Genomic DNA, 18,681 nt, shown 5'->3' on the forward strand with positions numbered 1-18,681 from the left:
CGTGGTGCTCGGCGACACGTCGGTGGTCTATGTCCGCGGCCGGCCAGGTCGGTGTCCGGCGGGCCTGCCCGGTGCCGGACAGGCCCCCACCAGCCGCGTCAGCCCTGGTGCAGCGTCGCCAGGTGCCGCTCGACCACCGGCAGGACCTCGGCGACCGTGACGGCGCGGCCCAGCTCGGCCGACAGCGACGTCACGCCCGCGTCGCGGATGCCGCACGGGACGAAGATGTCGTAGCGGGACAGGTCACAGTCGGCGTTGATCGCGAACCCGTGCAGCGTCACACCCCGGGCGACCCGGATCCCGATCGCGGCGACCTTGCGGTCCGGCCCGCGCCCGTCGGCGGCGACCCACACCCCGCTGCGCCCCTCGACCCGCACCGTGGGCAGGCCGAACTCGGCACAGACGTCGATCAGGACCTGCTCCATGCGGCGCACGTACGCCACGACGTCGATCGGGTCGGGCAGCTTGACGATCGGGTAGCCCACCAGCTGCCCCGGGCCGTGCCAGGTGATCTTGCCGCCGCGGTCGACGTCGACGACCGGGGTGCCGTCGAACGGGCGGTCCGCGGGCTCGGTCCGCTTGCCCGCCGTGTAGACGCTCGGGTGCTCCAGCAGCAGCACCGTGTCGGGTGCGGCGCCGCTCGCGACGGCCTCGTGGATCCGCCGCTGCTCGGCCAGGGCCGTCTCGTAGTCGACCAGGCCGGCCCGTACAACCTCAAAACCCAGAATGCTGGTCACGCCTCAGCCTAACGCCGGTGCCCGCACGCCGACCGGGCCAGGAATGTGTGGACAACGGACATAGTGGTGCGTGAAGCGTCACACCTAGCGTGGGCATCCCCGAGAGGAAAGGGCACCGCCATGCCCCGCTGGTTGCGCTTCGTCCTGCCCGTGCTCGCCGCCGTGGGCACCGCCGTCGGCCTGACCGTCGTGTCCACCCCCGCCTACGCCGCGTCGCTGACCACCGTGTCGAGCTTCGGCTCCAACCCCGGCAACCTCGCCATGTACAGCTACCGCCCCGACGGCCTGCCGGCGAACGCGCCGCTGGTCGTCGCCATGCACGGCTGCACCCAGAACGCCACCGACTACTTCACCAACGCCGGCTGGCGCAAGTACGCGGACCTGTGGCGCTTCGCCCTGGTCCTGCCGGAGCAGAAGTCCGCGAACAACAGCTCCAGCTGCTTCAACTGGTTCGAGACCGGCGACACGGCCCGCGGCTCCGGTGAGGCCCTGTCCGTGAAGCAGATGGTCGACTACGCCGCCACCAACTACCAGGTCGACCGCGGCCGGGTGTACGTGACGGGCCTGTCCGCCGGTGCCGCCATGACCGCCGTGATGCTCGCCACGTACCCGGACGTCTTCGCCGGCGGCGCGATCATGGCCGGCATCCCGTACCGCTGCGCGACCTCGACGACGAGCGCCTTCAGCTGCATGAACCCGGGCGTCGACAAGACCCCCGCGGCCTGGGGCGACCTGGTCCGCAACGCCTACAGCGGCTACACCGGCGCCCGCCCGCGGGTGTCGATCTGGCACGGCACGTCGGACACGACCGTCGCCCCGGCGAACGCGACCGAGCTGCGCGACCAGTGGACCAACGTCCTCGGCGTCTCGCAGACCCCGACGTCGACCGCGTCGCTGCCCGGCGGCACGTCCCTGTCGAACTACGGCGACAAGGTCAAGGTGTACCTGGTGCAGGGCATGACGCACGCGACGCCCGTCGACCCGGGCAGCGCCACCGAGCAGTGCGGGACGGCCGGCACGTACTACAAGGACACCATCTGCTCGTCGTACTACCAGGCCCGCGACTGGGGCCTGGACGGCGGCGTCGTGAACCCCACGGGCTCGCCGACCGCCTCGCCCTCCGCGACGCCGTCGGCCACCCCGTCGTCGACCCCGTCCGCCGGCCCGTGCGTGCGGGCGTCGAACTACGCACACGTCACCGCCGGGCGGGCGCACCAGAGCGGCGGCTACGTGTACGCCAACGGGTCCAACCAGGCGATGGGCCTCTACAACGTGTTCACCACGCACGGCCTGCAGCAGACCGGCCCGAACTTCTACGTCGTCGCCGACACCGCCTGCTGAAGCGCCGCCTCGACGGTCCGGTGCGCGAACGGGAAACCCTCGCGCACCAGGACCCCGGGCAGCACCCGCTGGCTGACCAGGGCCTCGCCGCCGAACTCGCCGACGGCGGCCTTCAGCGCGAACCCGGGCACCGGCAGCAGGTTGGGCCGGTGCAGCACCTTCGCCAGGGTCGCGGAGAACTCGGCGTTGGTGACCGGTTCGGGGCCGGTGAGGTTCACGGGGCCGGCGAGGTCCCGCTCCAGGACGAACTCGACGGCGCCCAGCCAGTCCGGCAGCGACATCCACGGCAGGTACTGCCGGCCGCCGCCCATCCGCCCGCCGGCGAACAGCTTGAACTGCAGGTACAGCGGCTTCAGCAGCCCACCGTCGCGGGCGAGCGGGAACCCGGTGCGCAGCAGCGCGACCCTCGTCCCGGCGTCCTCCGCGGGGCGGGTCGCCGCCTCCCACACCCGGCACAGGTCGGCGAGGAACCCCGCCCCGGCCGGTGACTGCTCGTCGACGGCCCGGTCGCCGGTGTCGCCGTAGAACCCGACCGCCGACGAGTTCAGCAGCACCGCCGGCCGCTGCGCCCCGGCGGCCGCGATCGCCTTCGCGAGGGTCGCGGTGGTGTCGACGCGGCTGGTGCGCAGCGTCCGTTTGTACTGCTCGGTCCAGCGCCGGTCGCCGACACCGGCCCCCGCCAGGTTGATGACGGCGTCCTTGCCGGCGACGGCCGACGCGTCGAGCAGGCCGGCGGCCGGGTCCCAGCGCAGCTCGCCGGGGCCGCGGGCGGGCCGCCGCACGAGCTGGGTGACCTGGTGCCCGGCGGCGCGCAGGTGCGGCACGAGCCGCCCGCCGAGAAACCCGGACGCGCCCGCGATGAGGATCTGCATGCCGTCATCTTGCCCAGCGGGGGCCCGTAAACCACAAACAGGGGCGCCCAATGGGCGCCCCTGTTTCGCGTCGCGGTGTTACAGGCCGAGGTCGGCCTCGAAGTTGCCGCCCTCGAGGCGCTCCTTGACCGTGGTCAGGAAGCGGGCCGCGTCGGCGCCGTCGACGATCCGGTGGTCGTAGGACAGCGCCAGGTACACCATGGACCGCGGCGCGATGATCTCGCCGAGCTCCGGGTCGTTGACGACGACGGCACGCTTCACGACCGCGCCGGTGCCGAGGATCGCCACCTGCGGCTGGTTGATGATCGGCGTGTCGAACAGGGCGCCGCGGCTGCCGGTGTTCGTCAGCGTGAACGTGCCGCCGGTGATGTCGTCCGGGTTGAGCTTGTTGGTGCGGGTGCGCTCGGCCACGTCCGCGATCCGCTTGGCGAGGCCGCCGAGGTTCAGGTCGCCCGCGTTGCGGATGACCGGGACGATGAGCCCCTTCTCGGTGTCGACGGCCATGCCGAGGTGCTCGGCGTCGTGGTACGTGACGGTGCCCGCCTCCAGGTCGATCGAGGAGTTCACCGACGGGTGCACCCGCAGCGCCTCGACCGCCGCGAGGGCGAAGAACGGCAGGAACGACAGCTTCACGCCGTGCGTGTCGAGGAACTGCTGCTTCGCCTTCGCCCGCAGCTTCGCCACCTTGGTGACGTCGACCTCGACGACCGTGGTGAGCTGCGCCGACACCTGCAGCGACTCGACCATGCGGCGGGCGATGAGCGCGCGCATGCGGGTCAGCTTCTGCGTCTGGCCGCGCAGCGGGCTCGGCGCCGCCTTCGCGGCCGGCTTGCTCTCCGCGACGGCCGCGGCGGGCGCGGCCGCGGGAGCGGCGGCGGCCTGCTTGGCCTTGGCGGCGGCGTCGAGGACGTCCTGCTTGCGGATGCGCCCGCCGACCCCGGTGCCGGACAGCGACGCCAGGTTGACCCCGTGCTCGGAGGCGAGCTTGCGGACCAGCGGCGTCACGTACCCGGCGTCGCCCTCGGCCTTGCCGTTGACGCTCGGCTCGACCGAGGTGGCCGGGCCCGCGGCGACAGGGGCGGCCGCGGCCGGCTTGGCCTGCGCCGGCTGCGCGGGGGCCGGGGCGGCCGCCTGCGCGGGGGCGGCGGCCTGCTGCGGCTTCGGCTCGGGCTTGGGCTCCGGCTTGGGCTCGGCCTTCGGCTGCTCCACCTGCTGGGCGGGCGGGGCCTGCTGCGCCGGCTGGGCGCCGCCGCCCGCGCCCGGGGCGCCGATGACGGCCAGCTCGGCGCCGACCTCGACGGTCTCGTCCTCGGCGACCTTGATCTCCAGCAGCGTGCCGGCGACCGGCGACGGGATCTCCGTGTCGACCTTGTCGGTGGAGACCTCGAGCAACGGCTCGTCGGCCTCGACCGCGTCACCGACCTGCTTGAGCCAGCGGGTGACGGTGCCCTCGGTGACGGACTCGCCCAGCGCCGGCATCTTCAGCGACGTGGTTTCCCCCGACGCCTCCGCGGCGGGCGCCGCCTCGGCCTTCGGGGCCTCGGCCTGGGGCGCTTCGGCCGCAGGGGCCGGCTCCTCGGCCTGAGCGGGCTCCTCGGCGGCGGCCGGCTCCTCGGCCGGGGCCGCACCGCCCGCGTCGCCGGCGTCGCCGATGACGGCGAGTTCGGCGCCGACCTCGGCGGTCTCGTCCTCCTGCACCACGATGCGCGTGAGCACCCCGGCCGCCGGTGACGGGATCTCCGTGTCGACCTTGTCGGTGGAGACCTCGAGCAACGGCTCGTCGGCCTCGACCTGGTCGCCCTCCTGCTTCAACCAGCGGGTGACGGTGCCCTCAGTGACGCTCTCGCCCAACCGGGGCATGGTGACCGATACCGGCATATGAACAGTCTCCTTGAAACGCTGCTGGACAGTGCTTGTGGCGGTCGGGTCCCAGACGGAATCAGTGGACGTGCAGCGGCTTTCCGGCGAGCGCCAGGAACGCCTCACCGATGGCCTCGTTCTGCGTGGGGTGCATGTGCACGAGCGGGGCGACGTCGCCCGGGAATGCCTCCCAGTTGTAGATCAACTGGCCCTCGCCGATCAGCTCGCTGACCCGCGCGCCCACCATGTGGACGCCGACGACGGGGCCGTCCTTGACCCGCACCAGCTTCACGAAACCGGCGGTCTTCAGGATCTGGCTCTTGCCGTTGCCGGACAGGTCGTACTGGATCACCTCGATCTTGTCGCCGTGCAGCTCGCGGGCCTTCGACTCGTTGAGCCCGACGGAGGCGACCTCCGGCTCCGAGTACGTGACGCGCGGGATGCCGGCCTCGTCGATCACCTGCGGGTGCTGCCCGGCGATCTCCTCGGCGACGAAGATGCCCTGCTGGAAGCCGCGGTGCGCGAGCTGGACGCCCGGCACGATGTCGCCGACCGCGTACACGCCGGGGACGCTGGTGCGCAGCCGCTCGTCGGTGATGACGAACCCGCGCTCCATCTTGACGCCCTGCTCCTCGTAGCCGAGGCCGGCCGTCGTCGGGCCGCGGCCGACCGCGACGAGCAGCAGCTCCGCCTCGATCGTCTCGCCGCCCTGGATGGTCACCTTGATGCCCTCGCCGGCGCGCTCGACCTTCTCGAACGGCTTGCCGGTCTTGAACTTGATCCCACGCTTGCGGAACGCCCGCTCCAGGGCCTTCGAGCTCGCCTCGTCCTCGACCGCGATGAGCCGCGGGAGGGCCTCGACGATCGTCACGTCCACCCCGAAGGACTTCCACGCGCTGGCGAACTCGCAGCCGATCACGCCACCGCCGAGGATCACCGCCGACGCCGGCACGTGGTCCAGGGCCAGGGCGTGCTCGCTGGTCAGCACCCGCTCGCCGTCGACGTCCAGGCCCGGCAGGGACTTGGAGTAGGAGCCCGTCGCCAGGATGACGTTCTTGCCCTTGTACCGCGTGCCCGACACCTCGACCGTGTCGGCGGCGACGAGCCGGCCCTCGCCCTCGATCAGCGTCACCTTGCGGGCCTTCGCCAGGCCCTGCAGCCCCTTGTAGAGCTTGGTGATGACACCGTCCTTGTACGAGTTGACCGCCTTCATGTCGACGCCGTTGAACGTCGCCTGGACGCCGAACTGCTCCGCCTCGCGGGCCGCGTCGGCGACCTCACCTGCGTGCAGCAGCGCCTTCGTCGGGATGCAGCCGCGGTGCAGGCAGGTGCCGCCGAGCTTGTCCTTCTCGACCAGGCCGACGGACAGGCCGAGCTGCGCCGCGCGGAACGCCGCCGCGTAGCCGCCGCTGCCGCCGCCCAGGATCAGGACGTCGAAGGAGTTGGCGTGTGGGTCGCTCACGGATTCTCCCAGGTGATGCACGGACCGGTTGGGTCCGTGATGGCATGACGATCCTTGGCCATCTTGTCATCACCGCTGTCCGCCTGCGACGGTAGGTGCCCCGACGTCGACCGCCGGGTGCCCGTTCGCGGGGGTTCGTCGGGGCATCATCACGGGGAGGGGCACGGATCTTGGCCTGGTTCCGCCGCAACAGAGCCGCCGCAGGTGGGCGCGCCGCCAACCGTGACGACGTGCGGCACCTGGAGGAGTTCGTCCGGTCCCGGCGGGGCGTCGAAGGGTTCATCGAGCCCCGCACCGCAGTGACAGAAACGACACTGTTGCTGATCGCACACGACGGCGAGTGGACCCGCCGCCGCGTCGACGACCCGCAGGCGGCCCGCCAGTTCGCCCACAAGCTGAGCATGCCGATCTACGACGTGGCGCTCGTCGGCTACCCGCAGCGGATGCGCGACTACAACGCCCGCAACAAGACCACCTAGCCTTCGGCGGCGATCTCCTCCACCAGGCCGATCAGGGTGCGCACCGGCACGCCGGTGCCGCCCTTCGCCCAGTAGCCGAACGCCTCACCGGAGTGGTAGCTGGGGCCGGCGATGTCGATGTGCGCCCACTGCACGCCCTCGGCGACGAACTCGGACAGGAACACGCCGCCCTGCAGCATGTGCCCGGCCCGGTCCATGCCCGCGTTGACCTGCGAGATGTCGGCGACCTCGGAGTCCATGCCCTTGCGGACGTCCTCCGGCAGCGGCATCGGCCACGCCGGCTCGCCGACCCGCTCGCCCGCGTCCCGGACCCGCTCGCACAGCTCCGGCGTGCCCATCACCCCGGAGATCCGCTTGCCGAGCGCGATCACCTGGCCGCCGGTCAGGGTCGAGACCTCGAACAGGTAGTCGGGCTCGTCCTCGCACGCCCGGGCGATCGCGTCGCCGAGGATCATGCGGCCCTCGGCGTCGGTGTTGAGCACCTCGACCTTGTGGCCGTTGTACATCGTCACGACGTCGCCCGGCCGGTACGCGCTGCCGGACGCCATGTTCTCGGCCATCGGCGCGTACGCCACGACGGCGACCTTCGGCTTCAGGGCCGCGATCGCGATCATCGTCGACACGACCGCCGCCGCACCCGACATGTCGGACTTCATCTCCCACATGCCCGCCGCCGGCTTGATCGACACGCCGCCCGTGTCGAACGTGATGCCCTTGCCGACCAGCGCGACCCTTCGCGTCGCGCCCGCCGGCTCGTACGCGATCCGCACCATCCGCGGCGCCGCCGCCGAGCCGAGCCCGACCGCGAGGATGCCGCCGTACCCCTGCTTCGCCAGGGCCTTCTCGTCCAGGACGGTGACGTCCAGCTGCGCCGCCTCCGCGGCCTCCTTCGCCTGATCGGCGAACTGCGGCGGGCGCAGCTCGTTCGGCGCCGTGTTGATCCAGTCCCGGGTCCGGGCCACCGCCGCGGTCACCGTGCCCGACCGCTTCACGGCCGCCTTCGCCAGGCGCGCCGCCGCGTCGGGCACGTGCAGCACCACCTTGCGGACCGGCTCCTTGCGGACGCCCTTCGTCTTGTACCCGGTGAACTGGTACGCCCCCAGCGCCGCGCCCTCGGCGACGGCCCGCACGCCCGAGGTCAGCTCGTCGTCGGTGGGCGTGTCCCGGTCCGACAGCGGCAGCACGAGCGCCACCGACGCCGACCCGGCCAGGGCGCGCGTCGCCGACCCGGCGGCCCGCCGCAGCGTCTCCGCCGCGGGCGCGGCACCCGCCGGCTCCGGCCCGAGCCCGACCGCCACCACCAGCGGCGCCGCCACCGCGCCGAACGCGGCGACCTTCGTCACCTCGCCGACCGCCCCGGTCGCGCCGAGGACCCGCAGCGTCTCCGCCAGCCCGCCACCCGGCCGGTCGCTGAACGCCGCCGCGACACTCTCCGCTCCGGAGGCGAGCAGCAGCTTGGCGTCACCGCCGTCGTGTGCGTACACGCCGACGACCACGGCGTCGACGGCGAGCTCGGCGGGGTCGGTGTCGACCAGGTTCAGGGCGGTCACTCGGGCTCCACATCACTGGTGGTGTTCTGCGTCAGCGTCGGCTGCGGCGGTACCGCACCTTCAGCATGCCGCCGATTCGGGTGCTGGACACGATAACCAACGCGATAGGTTGCGGGCATGACGCAACCCTTGCGGCACCCCGCGTTGTATCACCGTCATGCGGCGCTCGGTGCCAAGTTCGCGGCGTTCGGTGGCTGGGAGATGCCCCTCGAGTACGCCGGAGGCGGCGTGCTCAAGGAGCACACGGCGGTCCGGGAGGACGCCGGCGTGTTCGACGTGTCGCACCTGGGCAAGGCCCGGGTCCGCGGCCGCGGCGCCGCCGACTTCGTCAACCGCTGCCTCAGCAACGACCTCAACCGTATCGCCGCAGGTCAGGCGCAGTACACCCTCTGCCTCGACGAGTCCGGCGGCGTGGTTGACGACCTCATCGCATACCGCTTCGGCGACGACGACGTCTTCCTCATCCCCAACGCGGCCAACACCGCCGAGGTGGTCCGCCGGCTGGTCGCCGCGGCCCCGAACGGGATCAGCGTGGTCGACCAGCACGAGCTCTTCGCGGTCCTCGCCGTGCAGGGCCCCCGCTCCGCGGAGCTGCTGTCCGGCATCGGACTGCCGACCGACCACGACTACATGAGCTTCACCGTCTCGGCCTTCGAGGGCAGCGACGTCGTCGTGTGCCGCACGGGGTACACCGGCGAGCACGGCTACGAGCTGGTCGTGCCCTCCCACGACGCGCACACCCTCTGGGACGCGATCACCGCCGCCGGCGCCCGTCCGTGCGGCCTCGCCGCCCGCGACACGCTGCGCACCGAGATGGGGTACCCCCTGCACGGCCAGGACCTGTCGCTGGACATCAGCCCTGTCCAGGCCCGCTCCGGCTGGGCCGTGGGCTGGGGCAAGGAGCAGTTCTGGGGCCGCGACGCCCTGCTCGCCGAGAAGGCCGCCGGCCCGCGCCGCCTCCTCTTCGGCATCGAGTCCCTGGACCGCGGCATCCCCCGGGCGCACATGGCCGTCCTCCCCGCCTCCGGTGACACCCCGATCGGCGAGGTGACCAGCGGCACGTTCTCCCCGACCCGCAAGGTCGGCATCGGCCTGGCCCTCATCGACACCTCGGCCGGGGTCTCGGAGGGTGACGAGGTCGCCCTGGACGTCCGCGGCCGCCGCTCGACCGTCCGCGTCGTCAAACCCCCGTTCGTGAAGTCCAACGTCCGCTGACCGCGTCGCTCCGGGCGGGCCTGCCGCCTCTCGCACCCCGCCCGGACCGTCTCGCCCCGCTCCCACTCCACGAGGGGTGGGTCAGACCGTCGTTTGTGGCGATTTCCACAGCTGGGGTGTCAGCCCGGGGTGACGACAACCGGCGGGCGGGGGCTGGGGTCAGCGGGTGGTGGCGAGGACGAGCCAGGCGGTCAGTGTGGCGAGTTCCACAGCGGCGCCGATCACGTCGCCGGTGATGCCGCCCAGGCGGCGTCTGGTGTGGTGGGTCAGGGACCAGGCGGTGGCGGCGGCGAGGAGGACCGCGAGGGGGGCGCGGACCGGGTCGGTGAAGCCCGTCGTGGCGGCCAGGGCGGCCGCGGCGGCGGCGAGCAGCAGGGTGACCGCGGCGATCAGCGGGCGGGGGAGGGTCGCGGCGACCAGGGCGCCGAGGCCCTCGGGGCGCGCGGCGGGCAGCCCTGCACGGCAGGCGACGGTGGCGCCGAGGCGGCCCGCGGCGGTGCCGGTGACGACCATGGCCAGGGCCGCCGGCCACGGGTGGGCCAGGATGCTGGTCAGGGCGGCCGTGTCGAGCAGCAGCACCGCCACGATGGACACCACGCCGAACGGGCCGATGTCCGATTTTTTCATGATTTCGAGGGCTTTGTCGCTCGGGGCGAAGGAGCCCAGGCCGTCGGCGGTGTCAGCCAGGCCGTCCAGGTGGAGGGCACGGGTGCAGACGGCGGCCAGGGCCACCGCCGCGGCCGCCGCGAGGAGGGGTGAAGCGCCCGCGGAGCGGAGCCCGAGGGCGGCGCCGGCCAGTACACCTCCCAGCATGACGCCGACCAGGGGAGCCACGGCCATCGCCGTCCGCGCCGCCGGACGGTCGACCCGGGACACGCCCAGCGGGGCGATCGTGAAGAGGGTCAGGGCGAGCTTCAGTCCTCCCACGACGGTTTCACGTACGGCATCTCGGCGGTGGGGGAGTCGGCGACGACCCGCTGGATCTCCGCCTCGATCCGCTCCTGCTCGGTCAGGCCGTCCGACGGCGGCTCGGCGGGGGCGGGCACGCGGGGCGGGGTCGCCGCGGCCAGGGTGAGCGCCGTGTTGATCAGCGGCAGCGTGGCCAGGGCCGTGCCGCCCTCGCCGAGGCCGAGCTTGAGCTGCAGGAACGGGGTCACGCCGAGCACGTCGGCGGCGAGCCTCACCGTCGGGTTGTCGCCGTGGTCGGGCATGAGGAGCCAGTGCCGGGTCTGCGCGCCGTAGTCGCGGGCGACCAGGCCGGCGGCGATGCCCACGGGGCCGTCGATCATGACGGGCAGCTTGCGGGACGCGGCGCCGAGCAGGACGCCGGTCGCGACCGCGATGTCGCCGCCGCCGAGCATCGACAGGATCGTGTGCGGCTCGCGGCTGCGGGCGCGGATGCGGTGCCGGGCGTCGCGGATCGCGCCGACCTTGCGGATCCAGGCGGCGTCGTCGACGAAACCGGTCGCGTCGACGACCCGGCCGAGCAGCGCGGCGGGCTCGCCGCCGGTGAGGACGGCCACGATCGACGCGGCGGCCGCGTCGGAGCCGGAGCCGCAGGCACCCAGGACGAGCAGGTCGACGCCCTCGTTGGCGGCGGCGTCGGCGAGCCGCCAGCCGAGGGTCAGCGCCGCGTCGACGCTGGTGTCGTCGAGGGCGTCGTGCAGCTCGGCGGGGCCGGCCTCGGGGCAGTCGATCGCCTGCACGCTGGCGCCGGCGGTGGCGGCGAGCATCGCCAGGGTGCCGGTGCCGTCCACGACGTCCTGGAGGCGCTCGTCGGCGGCCGCCGACGAGTCACCGGCCGCGAAGCCGCCGGTCCGGTCGCCGCGCAGGACCAGGATCCGCGGCTGCTGCCACGGGCGCGGGTCGGGCCGGCCCTGGGTGCCGCCGGCGAACCGGACGACGGGCACGAGCCCGCCCAGGCCGGCGCCGTTGAGCTTCAGGGTCAGCAGCCGCTCGCCGGCCTCGGCCGACGTCGACTCGTCGGGCAGCGGCAGCTCCATGCCCGGCTGGAACGACAGCGCCTCGCCACCGTCAGCCGTCGACAGCACCGAGCCGGCGACCGCGCCGGTGAACGTGAACGGCGTGGTGTCCGCAACCGGGGCGGCAGCCTCCCGGCCGCCCGCGAAGCCGACCGCGGAGCCGCCGCGCAGCCAGGTGACCTCCCCGGCGATGACCAGGGCGACGCCGTCGCTGGCCGCCGCGACCCGCTGGTTGAGCAGCCCGTTGGCGTCGGCGAAGGTGCGCCCGGCCGCGGTGGCGGGCAGCACGGCGAGCCCGGCCTCGGGCGAGACCATGACCAGCAGCGCCGCCGGGCAGCCGCGGACGGCGTCGGCGAGCGCGGCGATGCGGGCGTCGGCGGCGTGCGCGTCGGACCAGTCGCCGCCGGTGTCGAACACGGCGGTGAGCCACCCGCCGAGGTCGTCGACGAGCAGCACGTCCTCGGGCTTCGCGCTGTGCAGCAGGTCGGCGAGGCGCTCCGGCTCGGTGCCGATCTCCTCGGTGCTCCAGCCCGCGGGCCGCCGCTCCCGGTGTCTGGCCAGCCGCGCCGCCCACGCCTCATCTGTCAGTCCGCCCGGCAGCTCGGGGGCGGTCGCGACATAGCGCACCCGCTCCGCGTCCGCGACGAGCGACTCCGCCACTTCCGACTTCCCGGACCGGATTCCACCGAGCACCAGCAACCGCATGCCCCGTACTTTATGGCCAGGGGTTCACTTTCCGGTGGGCGGCATCGGCACATCGCGGTCTTCCCGATACGCTCGAAACTACCTACCTGGGACGGGAGCGTGACTGATGGCGTGGACATGGCATTTCGAAGACGCTGAGAGCCGGACGGTCGACGGCCCGAACGAGGCGTTTTCCAGCCAGTCCGACGCGGAGTCCTGGCTCGGCCAGAGCTGGCGTGAGCTGGTCGCCAAGGGCGCGACGACGGCGATCCTGACCGAGGACGAGCGCACGGAATACAAGATGAGCCTCCTGCCCGCGGCGGGAGGCTGACGCGGTGGCCTTCGGCCGGTCGCCGGGGCGCGTCGCGGGGCTGCCCCGCGAGGCGTTCCGGCCGAGCCCGATCTTCCTGGGCATCCTCGCGCTGTTCGCGGTCTCCGGCTGGATGACGTGGACGGGCTTCGGCAGCGAGCAGCTCGACGTGTTCCTGTTCGTCGCGTCGGGCTGGACGGTCTCGCTCTGCCTGCACGAATACGCGCACGCCCTCGTCGCGTACAAGGGCGGCGACCACGACGTGGCGCACCGGGGCTACCTGACGCTCGATCCGCTGAAGTACGCCCACCCGCTGCTGTCCATCGTGCTGCCGGTGGTGTTCCTGCTGATCGGCGGGATCGGCCTGCCGGGCGGCGCCGTGTGGGTCAACCACTCGGCGATCCGCAGCCGGTTCACGGACAGCCTGATCAGCTTCGTCGGCCCGGCCACCAACATGGTCCTCGCCGTCGTGCTGGTCCTGCCGTTCGCTATGGGCATGGACAACGGCGGCACCGAGGCGTTCTGGTCGGCGCTGGCGTTCCTGGCGTTCCTGCAGCTGACGGCGAGCATCCTCAACTTCGTGCCGATACCCGGCGTGGACGGCGGCAACCTGCTCTTCCCGTGGCTGAGCCCGCAGTGGCAGCGGGGGTTCAACCACGTCGCGCCGTACGGGATGCTGCTGCTGATCGCGCTGCTGTGGTCACCGGTGATCAACAACTGGTTCTTCAACGTCGTGTTCGGGTTCGGCGACGTGCTCGGCCTGCCGTCCTCCCTGGTCTCCGACGGTCTCAGCCTGTTCCGCTTCTGGTCGTGAGACGGGGGCCGCCGAAGCGGCCCCCGTCACCACCGGTCAGGGACGCTTGGCGGGGCTCTGCGTCTTGCCCGGGTCGCGCTCCACGACCGGGTCGAGCACCTCGTCGATCCGCTTGAGCAGCTCCGCGTCGAGCTTCACGCCCGCCGCCTTCACGTTGTCCTGCAGCTGCTCGGGGCGGGTCGCCCCGACGATCGCCGAGGACACGTTCGGGTTCTGCAGCACCCACGCGACACCCAGCTGCGCCATCGTCAGCCCGGCCTGCTCGGCGAGCGGCTTGAGCTGCTGCACCGCGGTCAGGACCTCGTCGCGCAGCAGCGCGGAGATGAAGTTGGCACCCGACTTCTCGTCGGTGGCCCGCGACCCGGCCGGCGGCGGCTGGCCCGGCAGGTACTTGCCGGTCAGGACGCCCTGCGCCAGCGGCGACCACACGATCTGCCCGACGCCGAGCTCCTGCGACGTGGGGACGACCTCGGCCTCGATGACCCGGTACAGCGCCGAGTACTGCGGCTGGTTCGAGACCAGCTGGATGCGAAGCTCGCGGGCGAGCTCGTGCGCGGCCCTGATCTCGTCGGCCCGCCACTCCGAGACGCCGATGTAGTGCGCCTTGCCGCTGCGCACCACGTCGGCGAACGCCTCCATGGTCTCCTCGAGCGGGGTGGCGTAGTCGTACCGGTGAGCCTGGTACAGGTCGACATAGTCGGTCTGCAGCCGACGGAGCGAGCCGTTGATCGACTCGAGGATGTGCTTGCGGGACAGGCCGCGGTCGTTGCGGCCCGGGCCGGTCGGCCAGTAGACCTTGGTGAAGATCTCCAGGCCCTCGCGGCGCTGACCCTTCAGCGCCTCGCCGAGCACGACCTCCGCCCGGGTGCCGGCGTAGACGTCGGCGGTGTCGAACGTGGTGATGCCGAGGTCGAGGGCGGCGTGCACGCAGGCGGTCGCCTGCTCCGCCTCGACCTGTGAGCCGTGGGTGATCCAGTTGCCGTACGAGATCTCGCTGACGAGCATCCCGGACCGGCCGAGGTGACGAAACTCCATGACTAACTGCTTACATGACGGGGCGCGTGTCGGCGAGCAGACGGTCGATCTCGTCCGTCACCCCGGTCCGGCTCGGGAACGTGGCCTCGATCACCGTCCGGCCGCGCCGGTCGAGGGCGCCCCACCGCTGCGAGTCGTCCGCGAACAGGAACGCGACCGGGTGGATCATCAGCGTGTGGTGGATCGGCGGCACCAGGACCCGGCCCGACCGGTCCACGACACCCTTGCGCCCGTCCAGGGACACGACGGCGAGACCTTCGTCACTGAAGCCGTCGATGTACCGGCCGTCGAGCAGCGCGGTGGCGAACCCGTCGTACTGGAACGACACGACGACCCGGCCGACGCTGTCGACGGCGCCCCAGTGCTCGCCGCGCCGGACCGCCGCGACCCCGCGCCGGAACGGCCGCACGTCGTCGTACCCGGTCGAGATGAGCACCGCGTTGGTCTTGTCGATCGCGATCCAGCGGTTCGTGCCGTCGCGGGACACCCAGGCGACCCCGTCGGAGAAGCTGCCGACGCCCAGGTACCCGGCGGCGGGCTCGATGAGCAGCTTGCCGGTGTCGTCGATGAGCTCCCACGTCTCGGACCCCTGCCGCTGCACCCACGCCACGCCGTCGCGGAACGGCTGCACGTCCAGGTAGCCGGGGCCGATGCAGAAGTTGCCGTCGGGTTCGACATACCCCCAGCGCTGGGTCTGCTCGTCGAACGCGGGCGCCGGCGCCTTGCGGATCTGCAGGATGTCGTCGCGGCTGCGCGGGTACGGGCCCCACCCCTTCTCGGCGACCCGCCGGAACACCGCGTCGAGCGCCAGCTCGGTCTGCGCGATGAGCTCCGGGTCCTCCTCCTTGCGCAGGTCGAGGGCCCGTTCGAAGTGATTGCAGGCCTCCATGTAGCGGCCCTGGTCGTAGGCGCACTTGCCGGCGTGCTGGTGCATGGTGGCGCGCAGCCGGTCCGGCAGCTCGCTGGAGTTGGCGAGCGTGAAGAGCCGGTCGGCCTCCTCGAACTCCTCCCGCCACTGCAGCACGTGCGCCAGCCGCGCCTGCGCGATCGCGATCCGGCGCAGCTCACCGGTCGCCTCGGCGTGCGCGAGGGCGAGCTTGCCGTCCGCGAACGCCTTCGGCAGGTCGTTCAGGATCCGGGACACCACGGCGCGCAGGCTCAGCAGCCGCGCCCGCGTCGGGTTGTCCTCGACGCGGTTCAGCTTCGCGGTCAGCGAGTCGCGGATGTCGGTGAGCTCCTGCACCTCGGCGCCCTCGATCTGCTCACGCAGCGTGTCGGGGTCGAAGCGCCACACGTACCCGGCGAGGACCTGCTCCGGGTCGGGCCCCGCGGCCTCCTCGGGCTTCGGCTCGCTGCGTCCGGGTGCCGCCGGCGACGTCGGCAGCAGCGCCGCCAGCTCGGCCGGGAACCCTTCCGCCCCGGGCCGCACGATCGGCAGGTAGCCCGTCGCCTGCAACCCGTCGACGCCCGCCCCGGTCAACGGCGCGGAGCGGTAGGCGTCCATCGCGGTCTGCTGCACCGTGCCTGACCCCTCGTGTTCCGTTTGCGGCGTCGGTACTGCCTGCGCCGGCCCTTCCGCGTCGCCGCCTCCGGCGGGCCCGAACGCGTTGAACGGCAGGTCCGGTGCGTCCACCGGCGGCGCGCTCAGCGGCGCCACCGTCACGACCACGTCATCGCCGGCCGGCGGCTCCGCGCCCCCACCCGCCGGACCGGCGCCGCCGTTCGCGTTCGCCGTGTCCGCGTTCGCCGCTGACACGGGCGCGGGCGCGGGCTGGACGGGCGCGGGCGGGACAGGAGCAGGCGGCACGGGCGCGGGCTGGACGGGAGCGGACTGGACGGGCACGGGCGGCATGGGCGCGGCCTGCGCCGGTGCGGCGTGCGCCGGTACAGCCTGCGCCGGCGCGGCGGAGACGGGCACGGACGAGACCGGGACCGAGGAGACCGGCACCGACGAGACCGGCACCGACGAGACGGGCGCCGCGGAGACCGGGGCCGCGGAGACGGGCGCCGCGGACACCGGCCGGTTGCCCGGGTCCTCGTGCCGGCCGTGCCCGGCGTGCCGCGCGGGCGCGGACGACACGGGCCGGTCGGTGAGGTCCTCGGGGCGGGCGTGACCCGGCGCGTGGTGGTGCGGCACGGCCGAGACCGGCGCCGACGAGACCGGCGCCGCCGACACGGGCGCGGCCGAGACCGGTGCGGCCGAGACGGGCGCTTCGGGCATGCCGTGGTCGCCGTGCGCCGGCGGGCCCTGGACCGGGGCGCCGTAGGTGCGTCCCTGCTGCGGGGCACCCTGCTGGCCCGGTCCGCCGCCCGGCTGGGCGGGGGCGCCGTAGACGGTGGAACGGCCCTGACCGCCGTACGTCGTCCCGGCCGGCGGCGCGCTCATCGGCGCGTCCACCGGCGGGGGAGCGCCGTAGACCGTGGCCCGGCCCGCGCCGGGCGGGGCCGACTGCGGCGCGGCCGGTGGGGCGGCGCCGCGGCGAACCCGGGGGACCTCGTCGGTCGGCTCGTCCAGGGCGGGGTTGCGCGGCCGGCCGTGCCCCTGCTGCGGGCGCCCGTACCCGGGCGGCGGCCCGTCGTAGCCCCGCCGGTCGTCGTACCCGCGGCGGTCGTCGTCGTAGCCGGCGTCGTACCCGCGCCGGTCGTCACGGCGGTCGTCGCGCCGGTCGTCACGGCGGTCGTCGCGCCGGTCGTCACGGCGGTCGTCGCGGCGGAAGTCGTCCCGGCGGTCGTCGTAGCCCGGCTCGTACCCGCGGCCGTCGTAGCCGGGCTCGTACCCGCGGCGGTCGTCGCGCCGGACGTCGCCGCGCCGGTCGTCGTCGTACCCGCGCCGGTCGTCCCGGCGGTCGTCGCGTCTGGGGTCGCCGCGCCGGTCGTCCCGGCGGGGGTCGCCGCGGCGGTCGTCGTGACCGGGGTAGCCGCGCCGGTCGTCATACCCGGCGTCCTGCCCGCGGCGGTCGTCGAAGGGCGCGTCGTACCCGCGGCGGTCGTCGTACGGGCCGTCGTGGCCGCGCTCATACCCGCGGCGATCGTCGCGCCGGTCGTCGCGGCCCTGCTGCGGCCGCCCCTGCTGCGGGTGGCGGCCCTGCTGCGGCACCTGCGGATAGCCCTGCTGCCCCTGGTAGCCGCCCTGCTGCGGACGTCCCTGCTGCGGGTGGCGGCCCTGCGGCGGCACCTGCGGCGGCGGCTGGTACCCCTGCGGCGGCGGCCCGCCCTGCACCCAGCGTGGCTGCGGGCGGCCGTGCTCGTCGACGGGCCCGCGGGGGTCACCGGCACGCGGATCGGTCAGGCGCGGGTCGCCGGGGTGGCGCGGGTCGCCGTACGGCCGGCCCTGCTGGCGGCGGCCGGACGGGTCGTCGCCCCACTGCTCGCCGCCGTGCTGCTCCGGACCGCCGCGCCCCGGCGGCGCCTGCTCGTCACGTCGCTGCTCCGGCACCCTGGTCCACGGCATCGTCTGCGCTGCGGCCCAGGTGGGCGCGGCGGTTCCCGGCTCTTCCCCCGGGTACTCGTCGCTCACAGCTTCGCTCTCCTCGCCCCACACCGGCGCCGATCATGCACCGGCGCCCGCCACGCGCCTACCCGGTGAAAATCGTGGTCCGGTCGCGAAGGGAGGGTACGGCTTGGGAGCCTCCCACCGCCACCGTCGGACGGAGCGCCGCCGCCGAATCGTTGTCGCCCGGAGAGCCGGAACCGCCGGCCAGGCGGCCGTCAGACGGTCGCGCCGATTTTCACCTGCGGTTTCGGGTTGCGGATGAAACGGAACGAGATCGCCCGCATGATCGCGTAGAAGTACAGCCGGCCGAGCTTCTCGGTGCTGTTGGGGAAGCGCTGCTTGACGAGACGCTTGACGGTCCGCGAGATCAGGAAGCTGTCGATCGCGGTCGCGACGGCCATGACGCCGAAGAGGGCGTTCGCCGCGAAGTAGATGCTCGGGTTGAGGTTCTTGTTGAACCCCACCAGCATCACCAGGAACGTGGTGCCGAAGAAGAAGGTGCCGATGGTCCGCCGCGAGTCGACGATGTCGCGCACGAGCCGCCGCTCGGGGCCCCTGTCGCGGGCGAGCAGGAAGCGCTCGTCGCCGTTGGCCATGCCCTCGCGGGCCTCGAGGCGCTCCGCCCGCTGCCGCTCCCGCATCTTCTTCGCGGCCTCGCGCCGGTTCGCCGCGGGCGGCTCGGCGACACGCCGACCGGCCACGACCCGCTTCGGCGTGGTCTTGCCCTGCTCGCGCTTGCTCAGCGTCTGGCGCCGACCGGCCGTGACCTCGGCTTCGTCGGGCTCAGGGGTGGTTGCTGCGGCGGGCTCTGCTGACTTACGGGAAAACAACGACGGCACGCCGTGAA

The 18,681-nt window shown here is 73.4% G+C and carries 15 protein-coding genes; 5 read left to right on the forward strand and 10 right to left on the reverse strand.

Annotated features, from left to right (window positions below):
* Positions 1 to 98: 98 nt before the first annotated feature.
* Positions 99 to 737: a lipoyl(octanoyl) transferase LipB gene (gene lipB / locus AB0J72_RS35335; protein WP_363406482.1), complete on the reverse strand. Its 639-nt coding sequence runs from the start codon at positions 735 to 737 to the stop codon at positions 99 to 101.
* Positions 738 to 857: 120 nt separating this feature from the next.
* Between lipB and AB0J72_RS35340 the strand changes: the two genes are divergently transcribed.
* Positions 858 to 2,078 carry a PHB depolymerase family esterase gene (locus AB0J72_RS35340; protein WP_363406485.1) on the forward strand — a complete coding sequence of 407 codons (1,221 nt, stop codon included), beginning with the start codon at positions 858 to 860 and terminating at the stop codon, positions 2,076 to 2,078.
* Here AB0J72_RS35340 and AB0J72_RS35345 read toward each other — a convergent pair.
* From AB0J72_RS35345 to lpdA, 3 genes are all read right to left on the reverse strand, one after another.
* Positions 2,051 to 2,950 carry a TIGR01777 family oxidoreductase gene (locus AB0J72_RS35345; RefSeq protein WP_363406488.1) on the reverse strand — a complete coding sequence of 300 codons (900 nt, stop codon included), beginning with the start codon at positions 2,948 to 2,950 and terminating at the stop codon, positions 2,051 to 2,053. The genes AB0J72_RS35340 and AB0J72_RS35345 overlap by 28 nt on opposite strands.
* Positions 2,951 to 3,028: 78 nt before the next feature.
* Positions 3,029 to 4,828, reverse strand: coding sequence for a 2-oxoglutarate dehydrogenase, E2 component, dihydrolipoamide succinyltransferase (gene sucB / locus AB0J72_RS35350; protein WP_363406491.1), 1,800 nt, complete (start codon positions 4,826 to 4,828; stop codon positions 3,029 to 3,031).
* Positions 4,829 to 4,889: 61 nt separating this feature from the next.
* The gene (gene lpdA / locus AB0J72_RS35355; RefSeq protein ID WP_363406494.1) at positions 4,890 to 6,272 is read right to left on the reverse strand and encodes a dihydrolipoyl dehydrogenase; all 1,383 of its coding nucleotides are present in this window, start codon (positions 6,270 to 6,272) and stop codon (positions 4,890 to 4,892) included.
* Positions 6,273 to 6,439: 167 nt separating this feature from the next.
* Here lpdA and AB0J72_RS35360 point away from each other — a divergent pair, with 167 nt between their 5' ends.
* Positions 6,440 to 6,751: a hypothetical protein gene (locus AB0J72_RS35360; RefSeq protein ID WP_363406642.1), complete on the forward strand. Its 312-nt coding sequence runs from the start codon at positions 6,440 to 6,442 to the stop codon at positions 6,749 to 6,751.
* Here AB0J72_RS35360 and AB0J72_RS35365 read toward each other — a convergent pair.
* Positions 6,748 to 8,301: a leucyl aminopeptidase gene (locus tag AB0J72_RS35365; protein ID WP_363406497.1), complete on the reverse strand. Its 1,554-nt coding sequence runs from the start codon at positions 8,299 to 8,301 to the stop codon at positions 6,748 to 6,750. The two genes, AB0J72_RS35360 and AB0J72_RS35365, sit on opposite strands and share 4 nt — an antisense overlap.
* 117 nt (positions 8,302 to 8,418) lie before the next feature.
* Here AB0J72_RS35365 and gcvT point away from each other — a divergent pair, with 117 nt between their 5' ends.
* Entirely contained in the window at positions 8,419 to 9,516 is a 1,098-nt protein-coding gene (gene gcvT, locus AB0J72_RS35370; RefSeq protein ID WP_363406500.1) for a glycine cleavage system aminomethyltransferase GcvT, read from the forward strand.
* A 159-nt stretch (positions 9,517 to 9,675) separates the two neighbouring features.
* Here gcvT and AB0J72_RS35375 read toward each other — a convergent pair whose 3' ends face one another.
* Together AB0J72_RS35375 and AB0J72_RS35380 are read right to left on the reverse strand one after the other, a co-directional pair.
* Positions 9,676 to 10,443, reverse strand: coding sequence for an adenosylcobinamide-GDP ribazoletransferase (locus AB0J72_RS35375; protein WP_363406503.1), 768 nt, complete (start codon positions 10,441 to 10,443; stop codon positions 9,676 to 9,678).
* Positions 10,431 to 12,203, reverse strand: a complete 1,773-nt coding sequence (locus AB0J72_RS35380; RefSeq protein WP_363406506.1) for a bifunctional adenosylcobinamide kinase/adenosylcobinamide-phosphate guanylyltransferase — start codon at positions 12,201 to 12,203, stop codon at positions 10,431 to 10,433. The genes AB0J72_RS35375 and AB0J72_RS35380 overlap by 13 nt, the downstream gene beginning before the upstream one ends.
* Positions 12,204 to 12,309: 106 nt before the next feature.
* Between AB0J72_RS35380 and AB0J72_RS35385 the strand changes: the two genes are divergently transcribed.
* Complete coding sequence (locus tag AB0J72_RS35385; protein ID WP_344506240.1) at positions 12,310 to 12,513, forward strand: hypothetical protein; 204 nt, start codon at positions 12,310 to 12,312, stop codon at positions 12,511 to 12,513.
* A 4-nt stretch (positions 12,514 to 12,517) separates the two neighbouring features.
* Positions 12,518 to 13,306, forward strand: a complete 789-nt coding sequence (locus AB0J72_RS35390; protein WP_363406509.1) for a site-2 protease family protein — start codon at positions 12,518 to 12,520, stop codon at positions 13,304 to 13,306.
* A gap of 36 nt (positions 13,307 to 13,342) precedes the next feature.
* On the opposite strand, the gene AB0J72_RS35395 is transcribed toward AB0J72_RS35390, so the two are convergent.
* The 3 genes from AB0J72_RS35395 to AB0J72_RS35405 form a co-directional block, all read right to left on the reverse strand.
* Positions 13,343 to 14,341 (reverse strand): aldo/keto reductase family protein, encoded by a 999-nt coding sequence (locus tag AB0J72_RS35395; RefSeq protein WP_360569051.1) that lies wholly within the window; start codon positions 14,339 to 14,341, stop codon positions 13,343 to 13,345.
* A gap of 10 nt (positions 14,342 to 14,351) precedes the next feature.
* Positions 14,352 to 17,858: a WG repeat-containing protein gene (locus tag AB0J72_RS35400; protein WP_363406512.1), complete on the reverse strand. Its 3,507-nt coding sequence runs from the start codon at positions 17,856 to 17,858 to the stop codon at positions 14,352 to 14,354.
* A gap of 191 nt (positions 17,859 to 18,049) precedes the next feature.
* On the reverse strand, positions 18,050 to 18,673 hold the full coding sequence (locus tag AB0J72_RS35405; RefSeq protein WP_363406515.1) for a DUF3043 domain-containing protein: 624 nt from the start codon (positions 18,671 to 18,673) through the stop codon (positions 18,050 to 18,052).
* Between the last annotated feature and the right edge of the window lie 8 nt (positions 18,674 to 18,681).

Origin of the sequence: Dactylosporangium sp. NPDC049742 (assembly GCF_040674675.1) — a bacterium.
GTDB classification, from domain to species: domain Bacteria; phylum Actinomycetota; class Actinomycetes; order Mycobacteriales; family Micromonosporaceae; genus Dactylosporangium; species Dactylosporangium maewongense.